The 8,781-nt window shown below is 51.6% G+C and carries 9 protein-coding genes and 1 pseudogene; all 10 read left to right on the forward strand.

All coding sequences use genetic code 11. The features are described from left to right. Nucleotides 1-218: 218 nt before the first annotated feature. Complete coding sequence (locus L693_RS0107395; protein WP_025716718.1) at nt 219-506, forward strand: hypothetical protein; 288 nt, start codon at nt 219-221, stop codon at nt 504-506. Between the two features lie 29 nt (nt 507-535). Beyond that, on the forward strand, nt 536-868 hold the full coding sequence (locus tag L693_RS0107400) for a hypothetical protein (RefSeq protein ID WP_025716719.1): 333 nt from the start codon (nt 536-538) through the stop codon (nt 866-868). Between the two features lie 297 nt (nt 869-1,165). After that, nucleotides 1,166-1,522: a hypothetical protein gene (locus L693_RS30500; RefSeq protein WP_167518603.1), complete on the forward strand. Its 357-nt coding sequence runs from the start codon at nt 1,166-1,168 to the stop codon at nt 1,520-1,522. Nucleotides 1,523-1,699: 177 nt separating this feature from the next. Beyond that, nucleotides 1,700-2,791 carry a CgeB family protein gene (locus L693_RS0107410; protein ID WP_025716721.1) on the forward strand — a complete coding sequence of 364 codons (1,092 nt, stop codon included), beginning with the start codon at nt 1,700-1,702 and terminating at the stop codon, nt 2,789-2,791. 33 nt (nt 2,792-2,824) lie between these two features. Further along, a complete protein-coding gene (locus tag L693_RS0107415; RefSeq protein WP_025716722.1) occupies nt 2,825-3,958 on the forward strand; it encodes a CgeB family protein in 1,134 nt (377 codons plus the stop codon). A gap of 60 nt (nt 3,959-4,018) precedes the next feature. Continuing rightward, the gene (locus L693_RS0107420) at nt 4,019-5,656 is read left to right on the forward strand and encodes a glycosyltransferase family 4 protein (protein ID WP_025716723.1); all 1,638 of its coding nucleotides are present in this window, start codon (nt 4,019-4,021) and stop codon (nt 5,654-5,656) included. 131 nt (nt 5,657-5,787) lie between these two features. Then, nucleotides 5,788-6,879, forward strand: coding sequence for a non-hydrolyzing UDP-N-acetylglucosamine 2-epimerase (gene wecB, locus L693_RS0107425; RefSeq protein ID WP_025716724.1), 1,092 nt, complete (start codon nt 5,788-5,790; stop codon nt 6,877-6,879). Beyond that, nucleotides 6,872-7,858 (forward strand): polysaccharide biosynthesis protein, encoded by a 987-nt coding sequence (locus tag L693_RS0107430; protein WP_025716725.1) that lies wholly within the window; start codon nt 6,872-6,874, stop codon nt 7,856-7,858. The genes wecB and L693_RS0107430 overlap by 8 nt, the downstream gene beginning before the upstream one ends. Beyond that, the gene (locus L693_RS0107435) at nt 7,855-8,709 is read left to right on the forward strand and encodes a dTDP-4-dehydrorhamnose reductase family protein (protein WP_025716726.1); all 855 of its coding nucleotides are present in this window, start codon (nt 7,855-7,857) and stop codon (nt 8,707-8,709) included. Before L693_RS0107430 ends, L693_RS0107435 begins: the two co-directional genes overlap by 4 nt. Then, nucleotides 8,670-8,781: pseudogene (locus L693_RS32070) on the forward strand (NAD-dependent epimerase/dehydratase family protein); the annotation flags it as partial. The gene L693_RS0107435 and the pseudogene L693_RS32070, both read left to right, overlap by 40 nt.

Below are 8,781 nucleotides of genomic sequence, written 5' to 3' on the forward strand. Positions count from 1 at the left end.
GGCTGACTACCGAATTCGGTTGTTGTCCCCAGGAGATCTGTCCGTGCTGGTGGAGGAGCAGCCGATTATTGCGCCACCTGTGCTGCAGGGGCATCTGTAATGATCGGAATAGGCGCTTTTAGGCGGAACCGACTACTCGCTGCGGCATACGCTGTAGTAGCGGAAAGCCCGTAGGTATTCGTGGGTTCCGCAAGGCGGAGCACATAAAGGAGGGGCTTATGCATAACGAGGTAGATGATTTGCTAATTCATATTTCGCACTCGCAGCAGCAAATGTCAAGGCTGCTGGATGCGGAACGGCAGGTGGTCGTGCGTATGGCGCAGATCATACATGAACTGCCGGATGAGGAGCCGCGTTTTGACGGAATTCCGGGCATTCTGGAAAGCTCGGGACAAGTAAACAAAAGCATCGTTGCCTACTTGAACGGTATTGCCGATCTTCAGGAAGCAATGGCTGAAATGCTCGTTCGTGTCGTGAAAGAGACGGCATACCCGGAAGAGGAGTAACGTACCAACCGAGGGTAGGGAGTGAACACATGAGTAGGGAAAAAGCAATGATTCATATGCTGGATGCAGCTTCCAAAATGCAAAGGAACGTGTCCATGATCCTGGAGGCCAAGGCGGTCGAAGCGGAAAAAATGCGTAATTGGGCGCTGAACCATTTGGCGCCCAACGCATTTGATACCGATGAAGAGCAACTGGGACGGCCACTGGAGGTTCACGAGCAGATGGTGGAAATGCTGGAGGGACTAACCCGGCTTCAGACTGGACTTTGCAGCAATCTCAAGGCATTGCTGGATCAGGATGAGCAGCAGGGTGGCGGAATGGAAGGGATGATGGGAGGCATGGGTTCGGGGGATATGAGCTAATGAGCATGAGGCGTGAACGTGAGATCAAGCTGGATATGCTGGAATCTATTGCTGCCAGCCAGCACGCCGTCGCCCGGATGCTGAGCAGTCTTGCGGACTTAACGCCCCATGCGGAAATGTCGGCCGCCCGTCTGGAGGAAACCATTCGGATACTCAGCAACTACCAGGGAAAAATCACGCAAATGCTGGCAGGAATTCCATTAAGACGGCAGGTATATGGGAAACCGACACAGCCGTGGCTCCATATCCCTGTTCAAAAAAATGAAGCTATCACGAAAAAGCCAAGGAGGAATGAACATGAGTATAAGGTGGGAACGCTTCGCTCGGGGCAAAGCCCGCAAAAGACGCAAAGATGCCCGGCGTTCCAGCATTCGCAGATTAAAACGGAGAAGAAGACGTCTGCTTGCTCTAAGACGACGTAGAAGAGGACTTCATTCTACACGCAGAAGACACTCTCTTCTACGGCGGCGCAAAAAATCTCACCATCCAGCAGCAGCCCCTGCTGCGGAAAATCCACAGTCCGAGCCTGCCCGTCTGGAGCATGATCCGCAGGCATTTCAGCAGGGGTATGATGCAGCTTACAACGAAGGCTTCAATTCCGGCTTTGCCAAAGGCTATGAAGATGGTCATCAGATCGCATACAAGGCTCAGTAAATAGTCAGATCATTGAATATTGCTCCCCCGAGGCTAACAGCTTCGGGGTTATTTGCGATTTGGCAGTTGGACGGGCAAACGCCAATTTTGTCCGGGCAGTGGCAGTCGTCCATGATGCGTTTGACCCCTCCGCATATAGTTTAGGAGTGACAGAAGTTTATCTTACAACAGGACAGGGTGAAGGATGTGAAAGATCAACGAAGCGGAAATGAACGCGAAGCATACCGATGCGGCTACCGGGAAGGACGCAGAATGGGCGGTTGCACGGCTGTTCTGTCACAGGTCGTGGGAATACAGCCTGCTGTTCGCCCTTTGAAAGTGTTGTACATTCCGCAAGGCTTCACAGCTATAGACACTGGTGTGCAAGACGCACTAAGCCAAATGTGCAGCGCATTTGTCATCGGTACGCCCGCCACGATGCTGGCTGACGCCGAGGTCCATCGCCCCGACCTCGTGCTGGTCCTGAACGGGCTGCATATTTTTCCGGCGGATCATCTGGAGCAGGTGCAGCAAATACGAGCCTTGGGCATTCGTACGGCCATCTGGTTTGTAGACGATCCCTACTTTACGGAGGATACAGCGTTGATCTGTCAATCCTACGATGTCGTATTTACGCACGAAATGTCCTGCTTGCAGCTTTATCGCGATCAGGGAGTAGCGAGGGTACACTATTTGCCGCTTGCAGCATCAGCTCGTATCTTTTATCCAAGGCGGGTGGAACGGGAGCATCAGCATGATGTTTGCTTCATCGGGAATGCCTTCTGGAACCGGGTGAAGCTGTTTGACTACCTCGCTCCCTTTCTTGCAGACAAAAGAGTGCTGATCGTAGGTGGGCACTGGGATCGACTGACTCGCCGAGATGTGCTGGAACGTTTTATCCGTCCGGTTTTTATGGAGCCGTGGGAGACCGCTCAATACTATAACGGCTCCAAAATTGTCCTCAATATGCACCGCCCGACAGACCACGGACTGGATAACCGGAATACACATCAGCTGTCAGCGGAGTCCATCAATCCACGGACATACGAAATTGCGGCTTGCGGTACGCTTCAAATGACGGACATTCGGAAAGACCTGAGCCGTTATTACCAACCAGGCTATGATATCGAAACCTACTCTGGAGCAGAGGAACTGAAGGTCAAGCTGGACTACTATCTCAAGCATGACTGGGAGCGGGAACGTATGGCCTGGCGCGCGCTGCGCACCACCATGCAAAAGCATATGTACTCAAATCGCATGGAAGAATTGCTGGACAAGGCGATGGCCTAGAGTAAATACCAAATACAGTGAGGAGTGAAAGTGATGACGATATCTACGACAGGACCGTATGACCCGGCTGTTCATCAGACGGCGGCAGCCTCTTGGGAAAAGGGAAGAGCTGCGGGGCTCCATGACGGCTATGACGAAGGATATCTGCGAGGACGTGCCAACGCGATTGTTTCCCGGACGAAGGCCGTTTTTCCTTTTCGGCAAATCCATGTACTGTATGTCGTCTCGGGTAAAGGCCTTCCGTATTCTCCGCTGGATGAGGCGGTCATTAACACGCTGCAAAGCATGACGGCTCAGGTTACCGTCACGGACCCGCGCCAGCCGGTAGGAGATATTGCCGCTCAGCTCCGTCCGGATCTGATGCTGTCACTGGATGGAATGGATCTTCCAGTGGAGCAGGTTACTGCGGTACGCCAGTTGGGCATTCCAACCACCATCTGGCTCACAGACGATCCTTATTACACCGATACCACGACTAAAATTGTTCCGCACTATGATCATGTATTCACGCTGGAAATGAATTGTATAGAGTTGTACCGTCAGTTGGGCTGCTCTTCAGTACACTATTTGCCTTTCGGGGCATTTCTGACTCACTATTTCCCTCTCAGCTCGCCTGCTTCGATAAGACGTGAAATCGGCTTTACCGGCTCGGCTTATTGGAATCGCGTCTATTTCTTTAATCCGATTATGCCCCAACTGATGGCACGTAACATTAAAATCAATGGAATCTGGTGGGATCGCCTTCCTGATTATCAGTCTTATGGCGACAAAATTGAACTGGGCCGCTGGATGTCCCCGGCCGAAACAAATGATTCTTATAACGGCAGCAAGATCGTGATTAATCTTCATCGTTCCCATCAGGATGATTCGGTGAACAACAACACGCTGAAAATTCCGGGGGCGTCTCCGAATCCGCGCACGTTCGAAATTTCTGCCAGTTGTACCTTGCAGCTGACAGATACAAGAGATGATCTGGCCCGTTTTTACAAGCCGGGAGAGGAGATTGAGACGTACAGCTCTCAGCAGGAATTACTGGAGAAGATTGAGTTTTATTTGACACATGAAAAGGAACGTCGTGAAATTGCCCTGCGCGCGCTGGAACGAACCTTGCGGGAGCACACGTATGGTCACCGGATAGACCAGTTGCTGTCGATTGTATTTCCATAATATCAATCGCACATCTGCTGGTTGCTATTTTAAAGGAGGTGAACTCCGATCAAGCCGAAAATGATGCTATTCAGCCATGTCAGCAACGTCCGTAGTATTACGGGAGCCGAGAAGCTGCTATTGCAATTCTGTTTGGACATTCGTACGTACTTTGACTGTATTCTGGTAACACCCGGTGAAGGGCGTCTGACTACGATTGCACGCAAGCGCGGGATCACTGTTCAGATTCAGAGCCTGTTCATGCTGCACGGCATGTATACCCCGTATGAGGGCTTAGCGCAGGATGCGGAGAATTTGCGAAGCCATGTTGCGTATGCACCGTTGCTCCAAATGCTCCAGCAAGCCCGTCCTGATGTGGTGCTGGTCAATACCTGTGTGAACGTTATGCCCGCGATAGCTGCCCAGGAGCTTAATATTCCGGTGATCTGGAAAATAACCGAGGTCATTAACCAGAATGAGCATACGCCAGTCTCAGTCTCCATCATAGAGCGCTACAGTCAATGGGTCATCGGCATCTCACAGGCCGTTATGCGTCCTTTGCACGGCGGGGGGCTGACACGTCTGCATACGGTGCTACCACCTTGTCGGGATATGGATATGCCGCCACCCAAGGAGCATGTACTGGAACGGAAAAGAAAACGTGAAAAGCTGGGACTGCGGGATTTTCATATTTGTATTGGTTATATTTCTTCCTTTATCTACGAAGCCAAGGGGCTGCTGCCTTTTGTCCAGATGGCCTTAAAGCTGTGCGAAACCAATTCGCGCTGTCGTTTCTGGATTATCGGCAGCTCGGTAGACTCGGAATATTACGTAAAATGCGTCTCGTTAATCCGCCAATCTCGTTTTAGTCGCCGCTTTCAGTTCAACTCCTTTGAGGAGTCTGTGTCGACTGCCTATAGTGCGATGGATATTGTTGTGATCCCCAGTATGGTGGAGGAAGGTTTTGGTCTGACTGCACTGGAAGGGTTGGTTTACGGCAAGCCTGTTGTAGCCTTTGCGCAGGGCGGATTGGTCGAATTGATGGAGGCGACCGGAAACACAGATTTTTTGGTGGAACCGGGCAACAGCGACATGCTGGCGCAAAAAGTGGGTTATCTGCTCAATCATCCCGAGGAAATCAAACGAATTGGTATACGTAATAACAGCGCGGCTACACGTGTTTACGGACCCGAGTCCTATCGAGGCAACTTGCATCTCATGGTAAGTCAATGGTTGTGTCATCATCCCCATTGGTTTCCACTGATTCAGCAGCCGGGTGGACCTGTATGGACGAGGGAAGGTGAAGGACTGCGTCAGGTCATTGCTATACCTGAGGCGTTTACCAGCACAATTCGAGAATTTCCCGAATCTGTGGTTTGTCAGCTGCCTGTGCTGGGGTTGCCGCCGATCGAATATGCAGCCATCCAAGGCCTGCCGCAACCAGCTCCCCCAGTACCTGAGCTACAGCCAGAAACGCCCCGCAGCAAGCGTAGCATTCGTGCAAGATGGCCGAAGGGTCGCAGGCATATCAGACTACGCCACCGCAAGAGCCGTAAGCACAACAGTAGCAGCAACGGCAGGAGTCGTCGCAAGAGTACTCAGGGATCGACAATGTCGCCCAAGCTCAAGCGAAAACTAAAGTCACGGCGACAACACCTTCATAAGCGAAAGCGAATCACGCTTAAGGGGGGACGGCATACAAGACAACGGTCCGGGTGAACATACACCGGACCGTTGAACTGAACATCAAACTGAACATCAAACTGGAGCATAGCCAGCCTGCTGGATGAATCTCATATTGAACTCCACAGCTTAATGAAACAACGACAGCAAAGGTGGGTTCCAAAACTATGAAAATATTGACCGTGCTCGGCACAAGACCGGAAATTATACGGCTCAGCCTAATCATTCCAAAGCTGGATCGACATGCAGATGAACATGTGCTTGTGCATACGGGCCAAAATTACACCGAAAGCCTGAGCGGGCAATTCTTCCGCGAGCTGGGCCTGCGTGCCCCGGACTATGTGCTTCAGGAGAAGGCAGGAACGCTAGGCAAACAGCTGTCTGCCATGTATTCGCAGATGGAGGAGATTTTAAACAAGGAACGCCCGGATCATGTGCTGCTGCTAGGTGATACGAACAGTGCTTTATGTGCATTGCTTGCGGAACGTATGGGCTACCCGGTCGTGCATATGGAGGCGGGAAACCGCTGCTATGATCTGGATGTGCCGGAGGAGAAGAACCGCCGCGTCATTGACGCCATTTCTACGATTAATATGCCGTATACAGAGCAAAGCAAGCAGCATCTCATACGGGAGGGCTTTCCGAGTCAACGAATTATACTGACTGGGAATCCGATCTACGAAGTGATGCAGCACTATGAGAAAGAGGTGTCCGGCAGCGATATTTTGAATAAGCTCGGACTGTCGCCGGGGGAATATTTCCTGGTTACTGCCCACAGAGCTGAAAATGTTGACCATCCGCCGCATTTGCTGGCTATTTTGGATGGTCTTAACCGGGTAGCCCAGCGATTCGGGCAGCGGATCATTTGCAGCATTCATCCTCGCACCGCCGCCCGAATCGCAAGCCATCCGCCGACCCGGCTTGATCCGCTGGTGGAATTCCACGAACCGTTCGGATTTTTTGACTTTGTGCTGCTGGAGCGGCATACCCGCTGTGCTTTGACGGACAGCGGTACCGTACAGGAGGAATGCTGCGTCATGGGCGTGCCAACAGTCACGATGCGCCGGACGACAGAACGGCCGGAAACGGTAGATTGCGGCAGTAATATCGTATCCGGACTCGACGGCGAGGTTATAGCGAACGCGGTAGCCTTAATGACCGGGATGCAGCATAACTGGCAGTGTCCCGCAGGCTATCTGGCGGAAGATGTGTCGGATAAAGTAGTTAAATTTCTGCTTGGAGGGAAACGGCATGTTTGAAAATCAACGTATCTTGGTTACCGGCGGTACCGGCTCCTGGGGGCATGAGCTGGTTACCCAGCTACTGCCGCGTAATCCCAAAGAGGTCATTATCTATTCACGCGGAGAATCGAGCCAGGTTGCCATGAGCAGACAGTTTGAGGATGCACGACTCAGCTTCTGTATTGGGGATATTCGGGATAAGGAGGCGCTGATTACCGCTTGTCAGGGTGTGGACTATGTGTTTCATTTGGCGGCCCTCAAGCACGTGCCTGTCTGCGAGGATCAGCCCTATGAAGCACTCAAGACCAATGTCGTAGGCACGCAAAACGTAATCGAGGCCGCTGTTGCCAATGAGGTAAAAAAAGTAATTTATATATCGACTGACAAGGCTGCGAATCCGTCCAATTTTTACGGCATGACCAAAGCGATTGGGGAAAAACTGATTGTCTACGCCAATCTGCTGAATAGTGATACACGGTTTGTGACGGTGCGTGGCGGTAATGTATTGGGTACCAACGGCAGCGTAGTGCATCTGTTTCAAAGTCAGATTCGCCAAAAGGGCAAGGTTTCGATTACAGATATGAAAATGACCCGCTTTTTCCTGACCCTGCGTGATGCAATCAGTCTCCTGTTCAAAGCCTCGGTGGAAAGCATCGGCGGAGAAATTTTTATCATGACTATGCCAACCTGCCGTATTTTGGATCTGGCTGAGGTACTCATTGAAGATTCGGGTGTGGAAAACGTAGAAATTGTGGAACAAGGTGTCCGTCCCGGCGAGAAAATTCATGAGATTTTGATGAGTGATTTTGAAAGCCTGACAACAGTTGTGTATGACGATCAATATTTAGTCATTCTCCCAACTTTAAACATTCCTCAATTAAAAGACCGCTATAGTCAGTGCCCTCCGGTGTCATTCAGCAGCTTTAGCTCGGAGTTCAATCTGATGTCCAAAAAGGAAATTCGAAGCATCCTCCAGAGCGGGGGGTTCATTAAATGAAGCTGCTTATTTTGGGCGGTAACGGCATGGCGGGCCATGTCCTGGTCGATTACTTTCAACATCAGGGCGGGTATAACGTCTTCTACACCACCCGTGATCCCGAAAGTAAAGGCGGTCTGCTGCTGGATGTAAGGGACAGCTTTATGGTGGAGCAACTGGTGCGGAGTGTGCGGCCAGATGTCATCATTAACGCGGTAGGCGTACTGAATCAGTATGCCGGGGAGGATCAGATTACAGCATACCAAATCAATGGTCTGCTGCCTCATCTTCTTCAGCGGACGGCGGACGGCATCGGTGCCCGTCTCATTCATATCAGCACGGATTGCGTATTTGAGGGAAAGCGGGTTCCTGGTCTATACAAGGAGACGGATCAGCCTGACGGGACAAGCGCCTATGCCGTGACGAAAATACTCGGAGAAGTAAAGGCGGCAGGGCATCTGACCATTCGCACCTCCATTATCGGCCCGGAAATTCGGGCGGGAGGCATTGGTCTGCTGCACTGGTTTTTGCAGCAGAGCGGAGATGTTGACGGGTATCGCCGTGTTTTTTGGAACGGGGTCACGACACTGGAATTGGCTAAAGCGATACGGATGCTTATGAATGAGCCACTGGATGGACTTATTCATCTGGTTCACCCTGAACCGATCAGCAAGCATGATTTGCTGTTGCTGTTCAAAGACATCTGGAAGAGGGAGGATATTCGGATCGTGCCGAAAGATGAGCCGGTACAGGATCGGACGCTTCGTTCTACCCGGGCCGATCTGCTCTACGATGTTCCTCACTACAGCATCATGCTGAAGGAGCTGCTGGAATGGACAGAAGCACAGCGGAACCACGTCGGCCTGTCATAGTCATTACCGGAGCGGCGGGCTATACCGGGATGCATGCCTGCCGCTATTTTGTAAAGCTTGGCTGGGGGGGGG

The organism is Paenibacillus sp. 1-18 (assembly GCF_000520755.1).
Lineage (GTDB): Bacteria > Bacillota > Bacilli > Paenibacillales > Paenibacillaceae > Paenibacillus > Paenibacillus brasilensis.

Bases quoted from the DNA above. Each gene is read 5' to 3' on its own strand.
- L693_RS0107420 (WP_025716723.1), top strand. From the start codon at position 4,019: ATGATGCTATTCAGCCATGTCAGCAACGTCCGTAGTATTACGGGAGCC.
- L693_RS30500 (WP_167518603.1), top strand. From the start codon at position 1,166: ATGAGTATAAGGTGGGAACGCTTCGCTCGGGGCAAAGCCCGCAAAAGA.
- L693_RS0107435 (WP_025716726.1), top strand. From the start codon at position 7,855: ATGAAGCTGCTTATTTTGGGCGGTAACGGCATGGCGGGCCATGTCCTG.
- L693_RS0107430 (WP_025716725.1), top strand. From the start codon at position 6,872: ATGTTTGAAAATCAACGTATCTTGGTTACCGGCGGTACCGGCTCCTGG.
- L693_RS0107400 (WP_025716719.1), top strand. From the start codon at position 536: ATGAGTAGGGAAAAAGCAATGATTCATATGCTGGATGCAGCTTCCAAA.
- L693_RS0107415 (WP_025716722.1), top strand. From the start codon at position 2,825: ATGACGATATCTACGACAGGACCGTATGACCCGGCTGTTCATCAGACG.
- L693_RS0107395 (WP_025716718.1), top strand. From the start codon at position 219: ATGCATAACGAGGTAGATGATTTGCTAATTCATATTTCGCACTCGCAG.
- wecB (WP_025716724.1), top strand. From the start codon at position 5,788: ATGAAAATATTGACCGTGCTCGGCACAAGACCGGAAATTATACGGCTC.